The organism is Spirochaetota bacterium (genome assembly GCA_026414805.1).
GTDB lineage: Bacteria > Spirochaetota > UBA4802 > UBA4802 > UB4802 > UBA4802.
Genome location: JAOAIH010000034.1, coordinates 1 through 18,169 on the forward strand (window position 1 = coordinate 1; position 18,169 = coordinate 18,169).

18 protein-coding genes are annotated in these 18,169 nt (G+C 35.5%); 16 read left to right on the top strand and 2 right to left on the bottom strand.

Features of this window, described 5'->3' with window-relative positions; translation table 11 throughout:
• From N3F66_08310 to N3F66_08330, 5 genes are all read left to right on the top strand, one after another.
• A partial coding sequence (locus N3F66_08310; GenBank protein MCX8124152.1) for a rhomboid family intramembrane serine protease occupies positions 1-530 on the top strand: 530 nt, incomplete at its 5' end.
• A 187-nt stretch (positions 531-717) separates the two neighbouring features.
• Positions 718-3,432, top strand: coding sequence for a pyruvate, phosphate dikinase (gene ppdK / locus N3F66_08315; GenBank protein ID MCX8124153.1), 2,715 nt, complete (start codon positions 718-720; stop codon positions 3,430-3,432).
• Between the two features lie 68 nt (positions 3,433-3,500).
• A complete protein-coding gene (locus N3F66_08320) occupies positions 3,501-4,226 on the top strand; it encodes a tetratricopeptide repeat protein (GenBank protein ID MCX8124154.1) in 726 nt (241 codons plus the stop codon).
• Between the two features lie 15 nt (positions 4,227-4,241).
• A complete protein-coding gene (locus N3F66_08325) occupies positions 4,242-5,228 on the top strand; it encodes a hypothetical protein (GenBank protein ID MCX8124155.1) in 987 nt (328 codons plus the stop codon).
• Positions 5,229-5,270: 42 nt separating this feature from the next.
• Positions 5,271-5,726, top strand: a complete 456-nt coding sequence (locus N3F66_08330) for a GNAT family N-acetyltransferase (protein MCX8124156.1) — start codon at positions 5,271-5,273, stop codon at positions 5,724-5,726.
• On the opposite strand, the gene N3F66_08335 is transcribed toward N3F66_08330, so the two are convergent.
• Both N3F66_08335 and N3F66_08340 read right to left on the bottom strand, forming a co-directional pair.
• The gene (locus N3F66_08335; GenBank protein ID MCX8124157.1) at positions 5,723-6,502 is read right to left on the bottom strand and encodes a hypothetical protein; all 780 of its coding nucleotides are present in this window, start codon (positions 6,500-6,502) and stop codon (positions 5,723-5,725) included. The genes N3F66_08330 and N3F66_08335 overlap by 4 nt on opposite strands.
• Entirely contained in the window at positions 6,499-7,119 is a 621-nt protein-coding gene (locus tag N3F66_08340; protein ID MCX8124158.1) for a CsgG/HfaB family protein, read from the bottom strand. The genes N3F66_08335 and N3F66_08340 overlap by 4 nt, the downstream gene beginning before the upstream one ends.
• Before the next feature lie 175 nt (positions 7,120-7,294).
• Here N3F66_08340 and N3F66_08345 point away from each other — a divergent pair, with 175 nt between their 5' ends.
• The 11 genes from N3F66_08345 to N3F66_08395 all read left to right on the top strand — a co-directional run bounded on the left by N3F66_08345 (position 7,295) and on the right by N3F66_08395 (position 18,104).
• On the top strand, positions 7,295-8,464 hold the full coding sequence (locus tag N3F66_08345; protein MCX8124159.1) for a glycosyltransferase family 4 protein: 1,170 nt from the start codon (positions 7,295-7,297) through the stop codon (positions 8,462-8,464).
• The gene (locus N3F66_08350; protein ID MCX8124160.1) at positions 8,461-9,108 is read left to right on the top strand and encodes a response regulator transcription factor; all 648 of its coding nucleotides are present in this window, start codon (positions 8,461-8,463) and stop codon (positions 9,106-9,108) included. Before N3F66_08345 ends, N3F66_08350 begins: the two co-directional genes overlap by 4 nt.
• A 93-nt stretch (positions 9,109-9,201) precedes the next feature.
• Entirely contained in the window at positions 9,202-9,693 is a 492-nt protein-coding gene (locus N3F66_08355; protein ID MCX8124161.1) for a DbpA RNA binding domain-containing protein, read from the top strand.
• Positions 9,694-9,832: 139 nt separating this feature from the next.
• Positions 9,833-10,507, top strand: a complete 675-nt coding sequence (locus N3F66_08360; protein ID MCX8124162.1) for a class I SAM-dependent methyltransferase — start codon at positions 9,833-9,835, stop codon at positions 10,505-10,507.
• 175 nt (positions 10,508-10,682) lie between these two features.
• Positions 10,683-10,841: a 50S ribosomal protein L34 gene (rpmH, locus tag N3F66_08365; GenBank protein MCX8124163.1), complete on the top strand. Its 159-nt coding sequence runs from the start codon at positions 10,683-10,685 to the stop codon at positions 10,839-10,841.
• 22 nt (positions 10,842-10,863) lie between these two features.
• The gene (gene rnpA, locus N3F66_08370) at positions 10,864-11,229 is read left to right on the top strand and encodes a ribonuclease P protein component (protein ID MCX8124164.1); all 366 of its coding nucleotides are present in this window, start codon (positions 10,864-10,866) and stop codon (positions 11,227-11,229) included.
• The gene (yidD, locus tag N3F66_08375; GenBank protein MCX8124165.1) at positions 11,226-11,447 is read left to right on the top strand and encodes a membrane protein insertion efficiency factor YidD; all 222 of its coding nucleotides are present in this window, start codon (positions 11,226-11,228) and stop codon (positions 11,445-11,447) included. The genes rnpA and yidD overlap by 4 nt, the downstream gene beginning before the upstream one ends.
• Positions 11,448-11,564: 117 nt before the next feature.
• Positions 11,565-13,178, top strand: a complete 1,614-nt coding sequence (gene yidC, locus N3F66_08380; GenBank protein ID MCX8124166.1) for a membrane protein insertase YidC — start codon at positions 11,565-11,567, stop codon at positions 13,176-13,178.
• Between the two features lie 245 nt (positions 13,179-13,423).
• Positions 13,424-14,062, top strand: a complete 639-nt coding sequence (locus N3F66_08385; protein MCX8124167.1) for a protein jag — start codon at positions 13,424-13,426, stop codon at positions 14,060-14,062.
• Between the two features lie 5 nt (positions 14,063-14,067).
• Positions 14,068-15,429, top strand: a complete 1,362-nt coding sequence (mnmE, locus tag N3F66_08390; protein MCX8124168.1) for a tRNA uridine-5-carboxymethylaminomethyl(34) synthesis GTPase MnmE — start codon at positions 14,068-14,070, stop codon at positions 15,427-15,429.
• Entirely contained in the window at positions 15,426-18,104 is a 2,679-nt protein-coding gene (locus N3F66_08395) for a hypothetical protein (protein MCX8124169.1), read from the top strand. Before mnmE ends, N3F66_08395 begins: the two co-directional genes overlap by 4 nt.
• The last annotated feature ends 65 nt before the right edge of the window (positions 18,105-18,169 follow it).

Here is an 18,169-nt window from a genome sequence, read left to right on the forward strand (position 1 = left end):
CATCAGGAGCAGTTTTTGGACTACTTCTTGCATTTGGTATATTGTTTCCTGATGTTGAAGTACTACTCTTTTTTATAATACCTGTAAAAGCACGGACGCTAGTTATATTATATGGGGGGTTAGAACTGTTTTTGGAATTATCTGGTGGATTTGATTCCATCTCACACATAGGGCATTTGGGGGGGTTAGCAACTGGCATTGTCTATTTTATTATAACTCGAAAACATGCCATACGGTATAAAACGCGAGGATTTGTTGCTATTCAGAAAAAGAAGGAAACCATTCCAACTCATCCTATAATTGACAGAAAGGAGGTTGAATTACAAAAAACTATCGTACAAAAAATACGAACACTTGGCGAATCAGCATTAACGGATGATGAAGTCCAATACATACGCTATAAAGAAATAATGGTTGAAGTAAATGATGTACAATGTGACAAGGATATTTTTGATTATGTTAGTTGTGAAAATTGCAGTGACAGAGATGCCTGCTTTATTAAAATTGTTAAGAAATTGCTGAATCAATAATTGGTTTACAAAATGATGATGGTACAATAAAATTAATCTTTACAGCAGGATTGTAGTAATATAAGTATGTTATATTAACTGGCTAAAATTTGTACATTAGGTGCCTCAAAAGTAGTTTTTGTAAGATAGAAATGTTATCAGTGCTTTGATAACAATTTAATAAAATTATTTTGAAGGGAGAATAACAATGGCAAAACGTGTATATCTTTTTGGTGGTAATGTTACCGAGGGATCTGCTGATATGAAGAACCTTTTAGGAGGGAAGGGTGCAAATCTGGCAGAAATGGCACGTATTGGCATTCCGGTTCCTGCAGGGTTCACTATTACTACAGAAGTATGTAACGAATATTATAAAAACAATCAGAAAATGCCAGACGGGTTGAAAGAAGAAGTTTTAGAAGCATTGAAAAAAGTAGAAGAGATAATGGATGCTAAGTTTGGTGATCCATCAAATCCGCTATTATTGTCAGTCAGGTCGGGTGCACGTGCATCAATGCCGGGGATGATGGATACTATTCTTAATCTAGGAATAAATGAAGATGTTGTTAAGGGCCTTGTGGCCAAAACAGGGAACGAACGGTTTGCATGGGATTCATATCGCCGTTTTGTTCAGATGTATGGAGATGTTGTACTTGGGTTGAAACCTGAAAGCAAGGATGAACATGACCCATTTGAAGTAATTATGGATGAGCTTAAAGAAAAAAGGAAGGTTAAAAATGACCTGGAACTTACAGTTGATGACCTAAAAGAGCTTGTTGCCAGGTTTAAGAAAATTATAAAAGATAAGCTCAATGTATCATTCCCTGATGATCCATACGAACAATTATGGGGTGCTATTGGGGCAGTGTTTAGATCATGGAATAACGAGCGGGCAAAACTATATAGAAAGATGAATAATATTGATGATAGCTGGGGTACTGCAGTCAACGTTCAGGCAATGGTGTTTGGGAATATGGGCAATGACTGNGCAACAGGTGTTGCTTTTACCAGAGACCCAGCCACTGGTGCTAAGGAATTTTTTGGCGAGTTTCTTATCAATGCGCAGGGTGAGGATGTTGTTGCTGGAATAAGGACCCCACAGCAAATAACTCTTGAAGGCTCTCGCCGATGGGCCAGGGAAAATGGCATATCTGAAGAAGAACGCAAGCAGAAGTACCCCTCATTAGAAGAATATATGCCCGAAGCATATAAGCAATTGGTTGATGTTTACAAGACTTTAGAAAAACACTACCGCGATATGCAAGATATAGAATTTACTATTCAAAATAAAAAGTTATGGATGCTTCAGACACGAAATGGCAAGCGAACGGCACATGCAGCAATAAATATTGCTGTGGATATGGTTGAAGAAGGGCTGATAACAAAAGAAGAAGCTGTGCTCAGAGTGGATCCCCAATCCCTTGATCAGCTGCTTCACCCAACCTTTGATCCCAAAGCTCAACGAAAGGTTATTGCAAAAGGTCTTCCAGCTTCACCAGGTGCTGCAACTGGAAAGATTGTTTTCAATGCCGATGATGCACATGAGTGGAAAGAACGTGGTGAGAAAGTTATTTTGGTAAGAATTGAGACTTCACCTGAGGACTTAAAAGGGATGACCGCGGCTGAAGGTATACTTACTGCACGTGGAGGTATGACATCGCATGCTGCTGTTGTAGCTAGAGGTATGGGTAAATGCTGTGTATCAGGGTGTGGTGCGCTAGAAATAGATTATGCTAGGCGAAAGATGAAGATTAATGATATCGTTTTGAAGGAAGGCGATTATATCTCGATTGATGGTTCCACTGGTGAAGTAATGCTAGGTAAAGTTCCAACAATTGAACCTGAAGTAACAGGAAAGTTTGGGACGATAATGCAATGGGCTGACGAAATAAGAAAACTTAAAGTAAGAACAAATGCTGATACACCGCATGATGCTAAGGTGGCTAGAAACTTTGGCGCAGAAGGCATTGGACTTTGTAGAACAGAGCACATGTTCTTTGAAGGCGACAGAATCAAGGCTGTAAGGGAAATGATACTGGCAGATAGTTATGAGGGAAGAAAGAAAGCTCTTGATAAATTGCTTCCCATGCAGCGTGAAGATTTCTATGGCATATTCAAGGCAATGGAAGGATTTGGAGTAACTATCAGGCTACTGGACCCACCATTACATGAGTTTTTGCCGAATGACCTTGAATCTCAGAAGGAGATGGCAAAGGAACTCAAAGTTAGTGTAGAAGAAGTAAAGGCAAAGGTTGAAGAGCTTCATGAATTTAATCCGATGTTAGGGCACAGAGGTTGTCGTTTGGGTATCACATATCCTGAAATTACTGAGATGCAAGCGCGTGCAATATTTGAAGCAGCCTGCCAGCTGGTAAAAGAAGGAGTTGATGTAAAACCTGAAGTCATGGTTCCATTAGTTGGCCATGTGAAAGAGCTCATAATGCAAAAAGAAATAATAGTAAAGACTGCTGAAGCTGTAATGAAAGAGATGGGTGTGAAGGTTGAGTACATGGTAGGTACCATGATCGAGGTTCCAAGGGCAGCACTAACAGCCGATGAAATAGCAAAAGTTGCAGAGTTCTTCTCATTTGGTACAAATGACCTTACACAAATGACATTTGGGTTTAGCCGAGATGATGCAGGGAAATTCCTGAAAGAATATGTTGATAAGAAGATTTTGCCTAATGATCCATTCAGAATTCTTGACAGGGATGGGGTAGGGCAGCTTATTAAAATGGCCTATGAAAAAGGGCGTTCTGTTAACCCAAAACTAAAATTAGGCATTTGTGGTGAGCATGGTGGTGAGCCTAGCTCAGTAGAGTTCTGTCATATAGTTGGGCTTGATTATGTGAGCTGCTCTCCATTTAGGGTGCCTATTGCCCGGTTGGCAGCTGCACAGGCAGCAATAAGGTTCCCTAAATAGCATAGTTATATTCAATTGGGTGGTCATCTAGTGGCCACCCAAATAATAATTTTTCAAGAGGGATAAAAGTGAAAATTAGATTATTGTGCATTCTTTTCATTATAATAATCCCTACTGTATTACTTGCAGACTACAACAAAGCTTTGAAATTGTTTGAGCAAGGGAAATATGATGAAGCTTTAACGGAGATAGCTTTAGCTCTAGATGTGGCAAAGGATTTTGAGCCCAATTCGCCAAATTATAATCTTCGTTATTTGGCTGCTCATATTCATGCAAAAAAAGGCAATTATGAATCTGCTCTTACACATTTAAAACGATGTTCGGAAATCCAAAAAGACAGTGTTGATCCACTCATTGATATTGCATTTATATATATAGACCAAAAGCGGTATGCTGATGCAATGGCGTGGGCACGTAAAGCATTGCAGGTAAAACAAACACCAATAGCATATTACATATTAGGAATATCATATTCAGGCATAGGGTCTTTATGGCAAGCAAAGGAGTATCTGGAAAAAGCTATCTCACTTGATCCGGAAATGTACTATGCATATAATGAATTAGGTAATGTCCTGATGTTTTTGAACAGGATTACACAGGCACAGACAGCATATTCGGCTGCGTATGCGCTGGCTCCTTCATCAGCTTTTGTATGCAATAATTTAGCCATGAGCTATCTACAGGCAGGGGATGTGAAAAAAGCTGCTGAAATCATAGAGAAAGCACGGAAGCTTGCTCCTGATAATCCTGTAATTGTTGAAAATTATAACCGCATTTTTAGTTTGAAAAAATAAATACCAACAGTTTTTGTGAAAATTAACTCCAAATATTTAAATGGCGATGTTGTTCAATGGTTAGTTGAGGATGAACTTTCTTTTCATTTTTTACAGAGATGCATTCCAGTAATTAAATTTGATTTTAAAAAAGATACTAACTCCATAATACACTTCCACCGTCTATACTCATTACACAAAAAAGCGTATCAATTTTTTGATTCTCCTGGGGTTGGGATAATGTGGATTTTTTCCTCATTGGTAGAATGTGGACTGGATGTTAGGGATAACAAACTCTATTCAATGATTAAAGATATCCTTAGATTTCAGCAAGATGATGGAGGCTTTACATTAAACTGGAAACCTTTCTGTTCAACAGGATGTATCACTGGTCAGTTAGTGTGTAGTTTACTAGAAAGCAGGTATCAGGGGAAAGAGCTGGAAAAAGGTATCGCCTGGATTTTAGATCATCAAAGATATGATGGCGGCTGGCTTCATTGTCCAATAGGTTCATTTAGTGATTCACTGAAATATTTATTTTTCAAACGTACTGGGCAAGGAATTCGATTAGAGCACACAGATGTACCAAGTTGTGCTCTTGCAACCGTCATGTGTGTAAAAGCGTTAATGAAGATGGGCAGCGATAATGCCAATGATAGAATAAAAAGAGCTATCGCCTATTTATTGAATAATAATGCAATATTGAAAGAAACAGGGTGCAGATGCAGAGTAGCATATAATCACGAATTGCTGGGGTATCCGTTTTATTTAGACTATGATAGTATTGATGCAATTCATTTGTCGCTTCTTTTGGGCAAAAAGGTTGAGTCTTTACGAATACAGCTATTTAATCAGTGTATAAAAAAGCAATTTGAGGATGGGAGATTCCCGTTAGAACATAGAAGAAGAGGCTGTCTGCATGATTTTCTGCAGTTGCCTGTTAAAGAAGGGAAACATGATAAGTTAACGACAATTCGTGTGTTATCCATGTTGTTCAATACTGGCAATGCTTCTTTAGAATAGGTAATTATATATAATTCTTTATGTATTGAATATGAGTATACTATGAATTGTACCATAAAGCAGATTGATAAGAATTCCATTGGGATAATAAAACCATTGTGGGAAAAATTAAATCAGATTCATTTGAATGAGTCCCCTTATTTCAAGGAACATTATAAAAATTTCACATTTGATAAACGATGCAGCAAATTTTTTACCTTTGATGAAAATGATATAAGAATAGAAGTCGTATTTGATGATGCTCAACCTGTTGGATATTGTATAGGAACTATTGAGGGTACAAAAGGTGAAATTGATTCTGTTTTTGTAGAGGAGAGTTACAGAAATAAAAAATTTGGAACGAAATTAATAGAAAACTGTGTTGAGTGGTTACAGAAAAGTGGTTGTGTAACTATAGGAGTTAATGTTGCTGAAGGACATGAGTCAGTGGTAGCATTTTATATGAAATTTGGATTTTATCCGCGTTTGCGATATTTGCAATACAAAAAAAGGTCTTAATTATAAAACGCGTACCCGGCTGAAACACAGAGAAGTAAAGAATCTATAATTGCATTTTTTTTATTGTAAAATATCTGGCTGGTTTGTGGATTTACAGCATTTGGGGTTGATGAAAATACAACATTGTTGCGAATCCACTCGCCACCAATTTGTACAACTAGGCCACCGCTGAAAAATATGCTGAGCATGACATCAACACCGTAGGTAATACTTGAATATTGCTGAGTTGGTGGTGGTGTATATCCATCAATAAGAATTTGTGCAATAGGTGTTGGGTGATATGTTGCAAATGCATATCCAATCACAGGTGATACGGCAATGTCCCAGGGTCTTCTGTTTGTTACATGAAATGATGGGCCAAAATATACGGAATAATCACTATAGAGTGTTTTTTTCCATGATTGGTAGTCAGAGCCAAAATTTGTATTCTGTACTATGATAGTACGTCGTATTTTGGACCGTATACCAACATAATCTATAGGCATATATTCAGCATTGATTGATAGCCCAAATGATAAATGGGATACATAAATGAGTTTAGTAATTTCATTTTCAAAAGTATAGGTTGATGTCCTAGTAAATTTTTCTTCTGCCGAAATTAAATCGCCATAGGGGACACCTATGGAAACAGAGCCAGTAAGTAGTATCTGATCTTTGTGCACCCCTTCAGGAGGTTTGTCCAGTTCATCAAATTCTGATGAATAAGAAATTGAAGAAATTGCAATAGTAATTATCAAACATACTAGTTGAATAAGAGTGTTAAAGTTCCATTTCATTTTCTTGTGTCATCTTGTATAATTTGTAATATTTGTTTTACTACCTGTTTTGCAATGTCATCATATTGAGAACTTTCAATTAAGATGTCGTTGAGATCCCATATGAGAGTGAGCCCACAGCAGAATTTTGCCCTATAGCGCCAGTCCCATGCTCTACCTGGTTCTTTACGGACAGTTAATAATATCTCGCCATTTTCTGTGTTTATAGCTTTTAGCGTGAATGTATCAATACAGTTGGGTTCGTACCTGTTATTTCTATACGCCTGTAATGCAGAGCCGCGGCCTATTATAATAACATCGGCACCTAACAATTTACCAATTTTTAAAGCCTGTTTATCATCCATCAAACCTGATGCAGAAAGCGGCTGTTCCTGTAAAATTTTTTGTATGGCTTCACGTTCAATTGTGGTAACTTTTCCACTTTTAAAAAATTGATGTGAGATAGCATCGGCAAATTCATCGCCCCATCCAGCACCTTTTATATCAAATGGAAAAACTGCAACCCGCTTCATTCTTTTTTGTATTACCTGTTTATTTGTATATGCGATGTCGATAGTTGAGCAGGCAAATATGGAAACTGAAATAAGAACAACAGAAAAAAACCGTAAAAATTTCATACGCGTAACCTTTAATATTTATTCAGTTGTATCTATTGTATAGTACCATTATATGCTATGTTTTGACAAATATTATTTTTGAATATGAAATTATTTTTATTGCAAATAGTATTTGAAATATAAAAGGCATGTATTAGTGTGAGGAAAATAAGCTTTTTTTAATGGAGTTTATTGGATGAACAAAAAGAAGAAAATTAATATTCTAATTATAAATTATGAATTCCCTCCACTGGGGGGTGGAGGAGGGGTTGCTACGTATGATCTTGCTCTGGAATGGGTGAAAAAGGCAAATGTGCATGTTGTCACTTCATCCTTTAAAGGGCTGCCACTGTATGAAAATGTAAATGGCATTCATGTTCACAGGGTTAAGATTTTATTCAGAAAATCCAGGGATGCTGCAACTTTTATTTCAATGTTTAGCTACTTGCCTGCAGGTTTTATAAAGGCGCTATCGCTTGCCCTTAAATATAAATTTGATGTTATCAATACTCATTTTGTTGTGCCATCCGGCCCGTTAGGGTATGCTATTGCAAAATTGTTTGGCATTCCTAATGTGTTATCACTGCATGGCGGAGATATTTATGATCCAAGTAAAAAGCTGTCGCCACACCGTAATCGTTTCTTCAAGGCTGTGGTACGTTTTCTCCTTAACAGGGCTGATGTAATTGTGGCACAGTCATCAAATACCCGCAATAACGCAATAGAATATTATGCTCCAAAGAAAGATATAGAGATCATTCCCTTAGCATTTCACCCGCCAGTGCTGCCAAAAACTTCAAGAAAAAAACTGGGACTAAGTGAAAAAGATTTTATCTGTATAACCATTGGAAGATTAATAAAACGCAAATCTATTGATGTACTTTTACGGGCGATAGCTCATATCAATAAACCTTCAGTCAAACTTCTTATAATGGGTGATGGCCCTGAGCGAGAATACCTTGAGTCGCTGGTGAAAGATCTGTCATTACAGAGCAGGGTAACATTTCTGGGATTTGTTGCTGATGAGGAAAAATTTGCCTATCTTTCACAATCTGATCTTTTTGTTCTTACCTCAATGCATGAAGGGTTTGGCATTGTATTTATGGAGGCAATGTTTTGCGGTTTGCCAATTGTGACAACCAATCATGGAGGGCAGGTGGATTTTCTTACTCATAGAGAAAATGCGTTATTAATTGATGTTGGTGATGATAGAGGTTGTGCGGAAAGCATCATGAAATTTTACAACGATAAAAGGCTGTATAAACGCTGTTCTGAGAATAATAAAAAAAAGATTGCAACCTTTTATGCCGAAAATGTAGCAGAACAGTATATGAATATTTTTTTAGAATTAGTTACCAAAAAATGAAAATTAAAACAGCACTAATTACTCAGAATAAGGAATTGGTACTGGAAGTACGGTTGCTCCAGATTCTGGATGTAAGTGTTCATGGCACTATAAATACTCTCAAGGATGAAGGTTTTGATATAGTATTATTTGACACCGAACAGATCGATATAAGTGATGCACAGTTTTATCTTTCAAAATTGCGGAAACGTTTCCAGAGGCTTCCAGTCATTCTCATTGTGCGTGTAGGATACCTTGAATCAATAAATAGAGACTGGTTTTTTGATGATTTTATTGTGTTCCCATTCAGAAAAGGAGAATTGAAAGCACGGATTGACCGTTTAATTGGTGCTGAGATTGAATTAAAAGAATCTGTAATTAAAGTTGGCAATATAGTCATTGAACCGGAAAAGTATTCAGTTACTGTTAACAATGAGAAGGTTGTATTAACATATAAGGAATTTGAATTACTCAAATTGTTAATGGAAAATAAGGGTATTGTATTCACTCGGCAGGAATTGCTGTCGCAGATATGGGGTGTGGAGTATATAGGTGGAACTCGTACAGTGGATGTCCATATACGCAGGCTTAGGATAAAATTGGGTGATGAATTCAATAATATTATAGAAACAATACGTAATGTAGGGTATAAGTGCAAGGAATAAATATAGAAATATGCTTGCCAATATATAAATTGCTTAATTAATGTGAAAAACAAATGTTTATTATCACTGTAATCAGGATTGAATGGAGTAGTCATGAATCAGGTTAAAAAGATTGAAAAAGTATTGGAAGCAGCATTGCATGAAGACCTTACACCATACTTTGCTCTGGTTAAAGCAATGAGAAAGCATTTACCGTTATTTGGATCAACAAAACGAATCACTGCTGCTTTACTGAAGGAATATATTGGTGATATATCAAAGTTAGATATGTCAGAAGTTGCAGCTTTAAATTTTACAAAATCTGAGGGTACCATTGTTTTTGAAGATGTAAAGGATGGGAAAGCTCGAATTTTTATTAACATAGGCAAAAATCACAAAATAACACCAGGTGACCTTATAAGAGAGATATCAAAACGTTCAGGTATTGATGGAAAGCTTGTTGGGAAGATTGATATACATTCAACATATTCATTTATTGAAATCCCAGAGCAATATGCAGAATTGGTTTTGCTGTCTCTGGATAAAGCGCGTATAAAGGGTGTGCCTATTGTTGTTGAACCGGCTAAAAAGAAAAAGAAATCTTAAAATGTTGATGGATAAACAGTGCCCCATTTGTAAATCTACAATATTTAAAAAAATTTCTGATACTTTATTATTATGTAAGGCATGCAGCGTAGTCTATAACACAGGCTATACATCGGCACAGTATTCCACTGATTACTTCATGAAGGAATATACAGAACAATACGGCAAAACCTATGAGGACGATTATGAGTCAATATACACTGCTGCCCTTTTTAGATTAAAGTTGATCAAGAAATTTCTTGGGAAAGATCTTTCACAAAAAAGCCTGCTTGATATTGGTTGTGCACTGGGATTTTTTTGTAAAGCAGCACAGGACATTGGTTTTGGTATTGTTGAAGGTTTGGAAATCTCACACTATGCTGCTTCATACTGTAAAAGTAAATTTGATATTCCAGTTCATGTTACTGGATTTGAACAGTTTACATCTAAGAGAAAATATGATGTAATAACAGCTTGGTTTGTTATAGAACATTTTGTAGATCCTTATGCCAGGTTGTTACAAATATATAACATGCTGGAAGATAAAGGCATTTTTGCCTGTTCTCTGCCATCATACTTTGGGCCGCTATTCTATCGTCATAGAGAACAATGGATTCTCTCTCATCCACAGGATCACAGGATTGATGTGGCGCCATGGAGTGTTAAAAAAATTCTGAAAAATATTGGTTTTTTTTATGTTAGGTGTTTTCCCTCTGGATACCATCCAGAACGTTGTGGAGCTATCGCACAAAAATATAAAAATTTGTATGTTAAACTGTCTAATTATCTTTGTTTTTCTGATACTATACTTGTGATAGCAGTAAAATCCCTGTAATAAATTCTTGACACAAAATGCAATACGTTTAGAATAGCATTTTTGTTGTGTATTGTATAAAAGTTGTGCTATTGTAAAAAATACATGTAACTTATATAGAGTAAACAATATCAGTTATCATAATCATAACGATTTTAATTGCAACATTGAACTATTATTAAAATGAGGTGGGATGATGAAAAGGACATTTCAGCCAAGTGTAATCAAACGATTACGAACTCATGGATTCAGGGCACGGATGAGCACTAAAGCAGGCCAGGAAGTATTGCGTAGAAGACGCCAAAAGGGTAGATACAAATTGACCGTTTCTGATGAAAAACGTAATTCCAAGTAATACCATGTAATATCATTATTCCGTGAAAAGGAGATATTCATTAAAGGGGCTGAAGAGATTTAGGGAAGTCATTGCTAATGGCACAAGGTTATATTATAAAGGAATTAGGATGATAGTATATAAACAACCACTACTGGCTGGAAGTGAATTAAATAGTAAAGTGCATTCCCATTTTGCCATAGTGGTTAACAGAAATTATGGAAATGCAGTTGAACGGAACAAAGTAAAAAGGAAAATTCGCTCAATAGTGGTAACTCTTATGCCCCGCATACGACAGGGTTTTGCTGTAATTATATTTCCGGATGCCACCTGCAAGTCTAAGGGATTTAATAATCTTTTAGAATCAGTTACACACTTATTACTGAAATCAGGAGTGCTGAAACAGTGAAGATAAATATTGTTACCATACCGGTACTATTGATAAAACTATATAGACTTGTTATTTCACCGGTATTGCCAAATGCATGCAGGTTTTATCCAACATGTTCACACTATGCCATTGAAGCATTGACCAGGCATGGGCTTGTCAAAGGTGGTTTTTTGTCAATCAAAAGAATCCTTCGCTGCCATCCATTTTGTGATGGTGGTTATGACCCTGTCCCTTGATTATTGTTTTGTGTAGCAATACAATAATTCTTCCTGTTATCTCCTTTCCACTGATAATGATAGGTATCTATTTAAGTATATTGCTATGCCTTACTAATAATTTAAAAAGAGGTTGTCATGGAAAAAAGGGCTTTACTAGCTATAGTGTTATCATTGGGAGTATGGATACTATGGTTTTATTTATTTCCTCCGCAGGAAAAAACACCACCTGTTGCAGAAAAAACTGTTGAAACAGCGCAAACTGAAGAAGGTAAAAAAACAGAAATTTCTGTTATTAGCAAAATGCAGAACTCCTCTACTAAGAAAGAAGAAGTTACCATTAATGCAAAATATTATACAGCGGTTCTCAGTAATGAAGATGCCCAGTGTATTTCCTTTGTCGATAAAGTTAGAAATATTGAATTAATTGTAAAAAAATCAAAATACATGGCAAAGGGTGTATTTGATTTTCCAGTACATTTTTCAGCATCTGAATTTTTGCATGCAAAGGATCAGTCGCCTGTATTATGGAAAATGCAAAAAGATGCTTCATCGGTGAACTTTTCTACAATTGCTGTGATACAGAATAATCCGCTAGAAATTTCAAAACAATTCAAATATAACGAAACAGGTCAGTATTTTATCGTCACATATTCTATCACCAATAAAGGAAGAAGTGAATTTGCCTTCCCTGAAGGTGGTGTAATATTTTCCCCATCTGATTTTTTAGGTCCTGCGATGGATTTTGATAATTCATATAATGAATTGCACAGCATTTATTACATCAACGATAGTTTTGAAAAAGCACGTAAGGGAGGTGGATTTTTCTCTACACCTGAAGATCTCAAACGGGAAAGCGGTGTTGTAAAATGGGTAGGAGTAATGAGCAGGTACTATCTGTTAATAATGATACCCCAGAATTTTGCTGGATCAGGTGTAGTCTATGATAACAGGGAGCATTCAGGATTCAGGACAGGTATTGTGGTACCGGAAAAACCATTAAAACCCGGGCAAACAATAACGCATGAATTTAAGGTATATGTGGGACCAAAAAATAAGGAGAAATTGCTGGCAGTTGATAAATCAATTGGTGATGCTGCGGATGTAAGTAAATGGATTGAGCCCATCAGAGACTTTATGATGTGGTGTTTGCTAGAAATAAACAAGCTTGTTGGGAATTTAGGCTGGTCACTTGTTATATTTTCAATAATTACCAAGATAATGTTTTTACCGTTAACACAGCGTTCAACTGAATCTATGAAAAAGATGCAGGAATTAAATCCTGTTATTCAGGAGTTACGTGAAAAATATAAGGATAAACCTGATGTTTTGAATAAGAAGATAATGGAAGTGTATAAAAAAAATAAAGTTAATCCTATGGGGGGATGTTTGCCGCTGCTATTGCAGATGCCATTCTTTTTTGCCCTGTACAGTGCTCTGGTTAATTCAGTAGATTTATGGCAGGCACCATTTATACTGTGGATTAAGGACCTATCTTTGCCTGATACAATTTACAGAATAGGTGGATTTAACATAAATATTTTGCCTCTGGTGATGACGGGTACTACATATTTACAGCAAAAAATGTCAACAGGGGAGACTACACAGCAGCAAAAGATGTTAATGTTAATGCCATTGATATTTATTGTTATCTTCTGGAACATGCCTTCTGGTTTGGTATTATACTGGACGATGCAAAATATATTGCAGATTGCTCATCAGATGATCATCAATAAAATAGGGAAAAAATAGATATAGATTGTGAAAAATTTTAAGTGAAAAAAGAGTATACTATACGTACATTAATGTAAGGAGGTATCAAAGGCTCAACGCGTGGCCATCTAAAAGAGATATGAATATTTTACACTTCACCTTTAATCCATTACTTAAGTTAAGGATTGGAGGTGAGATTGAAAAACAATTCTATTCACAGAGGAGGTAAATATATTTAAAAATATCAGAACTATTTTTATCAAAGTTTTGTAGGAGGCGTGAACATGAAGGTGTTAGATATTGAAGGGAAAACTGTTGAAGAAGCAACGAAGAAAGCCTTATCATTGTTAAAAATTAATGATATGAACAAAATCAATATTGAAGTGCTGGATGAAGGCAAAAGTGGTATCTTTGGTTTTGGCATATCACGCCCTGCTAAAATACGAGTATATTACCAACAGGAAAATGATATTGGCGAAAAGGCTAAAGAAATTATTGAAAAGATTTTATTATTGATGGAAGTGGAAGCAAGGGTTAAGGATTATAAAGAAAGTGAAAACAAAGTATATGTTGAGTTAGAAAGCCCAAGTTCAGGACTTGTTATTGGTAAAAAAGGTAAAACTTTGGAAGCATTACAGTTTATGGTTAATCTGCTGGTAAATAAGATGACTAATTCAGAAAAAAAGATAATTTTGGATATAGAATCCTACAGGGCAAAAAGAGAAAAAGCATTGCGCAAATTATCAAAGGAAATAGCATTAAAAGTTGCAAGAACTGGCAAGCCATGGACGTTAGAGCCCATGAATCCATTTGAACGCCGTCTAATACATCTGACTTTGCAAAATGATTCTAAAGTTACTACTAAAAGCGAGGGACAAGGTATTTATAGAAAGGTAAAAATAATGCCCGTAGAAAAAAGGTAATGCAGATGGACGATACAATATGTGCTCCGGCAACACCGCCAGTACATTCTCCAATAGCGATAATACGGATAAGCGGCCCTGATTCATTACGGGTCGCTTCTTCTATTTTTACGGCTAAAAAACAAACACGTACATTTATACCACGGTATGCATATTATGGTTTTGTTCATGATGATAGTGAAGAAATAGATGATTGCATCGTAATTTATTATAATCAACCACACAGTTATACTGGTGAGGATATGGTGGAAATATTCTGCCATGGCAATCCTATTATAGTAAATAAAATTATTGATTGCATTATTGCAAAAAATGTACGTATGGCCCAACCAGGTGAATTTACTAAAAGAGCTTTTTTAAATGGGAAAATGGACCTGACTGAAGCGGAAGCAATAAATCATATTATTGCCGCACGCAGTGAATGGGAGATAGCCACAGCTATCCAGCAACGCCATGGTTCGCTGAAACATGCAATTGATGAAATAAAGCAGCATATAATTGAATTGAAAGCTGATATTGAATGTGCAATAGACTTTGTGGATGAGGATATTGAGATTATCTCGTACGACACTGCGCAGGAAAGAGTTAAGTTGATTATTAGTAAAATAGATGACATTCTTAACAGATGTAGAATTGGTCAGCATCTATCGCATGGTATAGATATAGCATTAGTAGGCAAACCCAATGCAGGTAAGTCCAGCTTTTTAAACTGCTTACTCAATCACGAACGGGCTATTGTTTCTGATACGCCTGGGACAACACGCGATGTGATCAGAGAGTCTGTTTCAATAAAAGGGATACAATGCAATTTGCTGGATACAGCTGGTATACATCAGCATGCAGGGGGCATTGAGCTATTGGGTGTGCAACGAAGCCACAAGCTCATTGAGGAGGCATCATTAATTATTTTTATTACTGATGCAGTGGCTGGTTTTACCTCAGATGATGAATACATACTGCAACTAATTGGCAACAGACCGTTTATACCGGTTATAAATAAAGCAGATATTGCATCACAAGAGTCAATCGCATTAATTCAAAAATCCTTTGAACAAAAAGGAGTTGTATTTTCAGCAAAAACAGGATATGGCATTCCTGAGCTGGAAGAGGCAGTATATAATTTTATCTCATCACGTTATGTTGAGTACAAAAATTCATTTATTGCCGATATCCGCATAATGCAGTTGCTGGAACAGTCTGTTGCATATGCAAAAGAAGCATTGAAACAGCTTGAGACACATAGCCCATATGAAATTGTTGCTTCGGCGCTACAAAATGTTATTGAAGCAATTGGTGCAGTCACTGGCGAAATAACCGTTGATGATGTTCTTAATTCAATTTTTTCACGTTTTTGCATCGGCAAATGATACTACAGTATTGTAATAAAATATTAATCATTATAGTACCAATAATAGTTTTGGCGATAGCTCCTGTAAATGCCATTGCTACAGTCAGTGATGAAACAAAGCGTATTTATTGCAATGGCAATTCATTAGAATTAATTGAACAGTATAAAAAAGAAATATTTTTACAAAAAGCGCAACCAAGTTTAATTTTAGCAGATTTAAACCATATACTACAAATAAACGGAATTGATGCAACAATAGTTCTGCTTAAAGAATTGCTCAAAAGCACTACCACTGAAGCTGAAAAAGAATATGTACAGGATATGGTACATTTATTTGAGGAATTGTACCTTAGAGATTTTTCAAAAGGGACTCATCGCTGGAACATATATGATAATATCAAAGAAAAAATGCCTAAAAGCATTACAACTCTTCAATATCAAAATAATACAGTTTTTCTATCAGGAAGAAATACAATCAGTGTCACCCAGTCTATTGGGGGTTTCATCCCTTTGCAGCAATATACACAGGATAGTAAGGCAATAGGCCTTTGCAGCGGTTCTTTCAAAACTAGTGGTCCATTTACACTTTTTATTTATTCAAATATGGATTATGTATGCTATATAAATGGAAAAAAGGTATGTGTGAATGCTTTATCGGATAAAAAGCGGTTAATCAGAATGGTGCATATTGTGCCTGATGAGGGCTTTACTATTGCAGTTTATTACAAACCAGTTGAGGACATGTTCTTAAAAATAAATTTTAGGCATGATAATTACGAAAATCTTAATTTACCTAATGCAGAGAAGCAATATTTTCATGATATACAATGGTATGAACTTCAGTATGAATATGAAACTCAATTGATAACACAACATAGCATTCAACGTTCGGCCCATACAGCCTTACAACTTGCACTATTTTATGAATCGCTCAACAGCATAGAAGCATTAAAATATTATAAAGAAGTTTTAGAACTACAGGATGAATTTATAATTTGCAAATTTTTATCATTGTTGTTAGAAAAAAATGATATTCCTGGCTCCAAATTGATAGTACGTGATATTTTGAAAAATATAAAATGTTCTTCTGTGTTGTTGCGATATTTTTCTGATTACCTGTTAAATAAAAAACCTGTTAATGTTACATCAATACATTACCTTCCATTATTAATTCATGTGCTGGAAATAAATAAAGATGAACTTAGCAATAACAAAATAGACTATGATGTGTTGCTTGATCACTACCCGTATAGCAATGACCTTCGTTATATAATTGCTTACATTATTTCACAGTACAACGTTACAAAAGCTATTGAAATATTAGGCACAATACCACAACTCAATGATAAGGAAATGACTTTATTGTTAGACTTATATGAGCAGACACAGCAATTTGACCTGATAGTTTCAAAGATTGAATCCAACCAAAATAACAGATATTTTGGTGTGTATATTAATGCCCTCATAGCTTTACAACGGTACAATGATGCTAAAAGTGCATTGTTTAAAAAAATTGCACAGGGTTTTGATGCCCAGGCATATGCATGGTTAGCAACAATAGCCGACCTTGAAGAATCTGATGGGAGTATGTATCGCCAGAAACATGAGATTGTAGTTTCACAGATACCATGGCATGCTGACTATATGAGATATGCTTTTGATGATTATGTCAAAAAAGTGGTTTTTTCAAGGCTTGCATATGAAACTATCCGCCAAAAAAAATTTGGATTTGTGTATTCCTGTTATGCATTGCGGTTTGTTGATAATAACATATATTGTTATCTTTATGATATATATATGATTCATGGTATTTCAGAGATAAATAAATATGCATTTAGTAGGGAAACAAAAGTAACGTCATGCACCATTTATGGTGTTAATGACAATGGGGAAATAGAGAAAAAGGAAATCAGTTATAAAAATAATCAACTTCAGAAAAATATTAAGGATTATTTACAAATATTCATGTATAAGCCTGTTATGGTAGAAGTATCATTTAGTCTGAGCAAAAGTATACCCATAATGCATATTCAACAAAACTATACCCTCTCACCATTTGACATGGATATTATTGCTATGGGTTCTAGTGCAAATATACATGTGGTAGCAATGGTGCAAGGGAGTGTTAATAAACATAATAATATATACCATATTGGATTTGATTGCAATGAGCTATCGCCACATAAAGAAAGAGATTTTTTTATAATGGCACTTTCTCATCAAAATTTAATTGAATGGATAAATGAACAGCAAGTGTTTTTTAAAAAAGCAGATTATCTAATTAGCCCTTTACAACTGAACACTAAAAAAATTGAAGATTGTGTAACAGAAGTAGCAAATATATTACAATCGTATTCAATAGTAAAAAATCCGTATATAGCTACATCGCTTCTTCAGTTTATGTACACAGGTGAAGGCACACAGCTAGATGCTATGCTTTATGCACAATACATGATGGCAAAAAATGGAATAATGTCGTTTATTGGGGTTGGATGTTCTCATTTGGGTATACACACAAATGATAATGATAAGGAATGGTGTTTTGATACAGTAATGCTTTATATACCAACTTCAGCTGAAAAAGGGATATGGCTTACATGTAACGGCACATACCCCTCTTTAGATGCCATGACTATTGACAATGTGTTTCTTATTGTTGGCGATGAAATTATTAAAAAATCTGTAACAAAGTGAACTATTTTGCTAATTTTTTTGCCAATAATTTTTTCTTTCTTTTAAGTCTGCGTTTTGCTCGTTTG